Annotated in this window: 2 protein-coding genes; both read right to left on the bottom strand. The window is 37.5% G+C overall.

The annotated features are described in order from the left end of the window. Positions 1 to 250: 250 nt before the first annotated feature. A complete protein-coding gene (locus D0T57_RS01815; RefSeq protein WP_163270261.1) occupies positions 251 to 730 on the bottom strand; it encodes a hypothetical protein in 480 nt (159 codons plus the stop codon). A gap of 51 nt (positions 731 to 781) precedes the next feature. Then, a partial coding sequence (tnpB, locus tag D0T57_RS01810; RefSeq protein ID WP_163270258.1) for an IS66 family insertion sequence element accessory protein TnpB occupies positions 782 to 1,000 on the bottom strand: 219 nt, incomplete at its 5' end.

Genomic DNA, 1,000 nt, shown 5'->3' with positions numbered 1-1,000 from the left:
TCCATAAACGTTACAAAGATAGAATTTTAAACATTTATAGAAGCTAAAGCCTTGTACTAAAGTACATAGTTTTAACTAGCGAACTTGAAAAATAAACAAGAGGTTGAATTCTAAGTCTCTTCCCAATTTACAGTGTTAAATATTTGCCCAAGTTTATATTTTTATGGACTTGGGTATTTTTATCATTTTCGCTCGTCGGGACGGGTGCTCCCGCCCCTTGCCGCTGGGCGTTCCCCGAGCGATGAGTTTATTATGCTACAAGCGATACATACGGTGTTTGTCTACGTATGACAGCAAAGCATCTTGCTATAATTTTTGCTCTTATTGCATTAACTACCGATGCTTTATGTTTTCCTTGCTCTACTTTTCTTTTATAATATGCTTTCATCTGCGGATCATGGCACATCGCTGTAATAGCTGCCCTTGTCAGATAAACTTTAACTTGTTTATTAGCTAGTGAGCAAGTACGTGTTTTACCTCGTATTGATATACTCCGGCGCAGATAAAGTAATTCATCTCCAAGTTTTGTTAATTTGGTTTGCAATATCCCAATGTTGGATTCTAATTTGCCTTTATCGGATTCTAAACTGGTAATATCGGATTGTAGTTTATCTACATTAGATTGCAACTGACTGTTATCAGATCGCAGGAATGTATTTTTAAGCTCCAACTCCCGGTTTCGGAGGAGGGCTTCTTGTAATTTCCGTTCCAATTCCTGCATCTTTTCCATATGTTAAAGATACGCAAAACGGAGGATATACACAAGCTTTAAAGCCTTTATTTATGCGGTTTTATGTGGAATGTTATATCTCTTTTTACGAATAATCCGGTTTAAAGAAACACCTTCTACCATAAGCACTAAATCACACCATGATAAGTGATAGTGCCCTGTTGATTGATCCAGTTTAGGGATGCTTATCCGTCCATACTCCAAACGCTTATGATATAAAACAAGGCCTCCTCTTTCCCAATGTAAAAGCTTTATACGGGTACGGGATCT

The organism is Dysgonomonas sp. 511, from assembly GCF_010501105.1.
In the GTDB taxonomy this organism is placed as follows: Bacteria; Bacteroidota; Bacteroidia; order Bacteroidales; family Dysgonomonadaceae; genus Dysgonomonas.
Note: the sequence above shows the minus strand (reverse complement) of the source record. Positions and strands in the feature narration are given on the sequence as shown.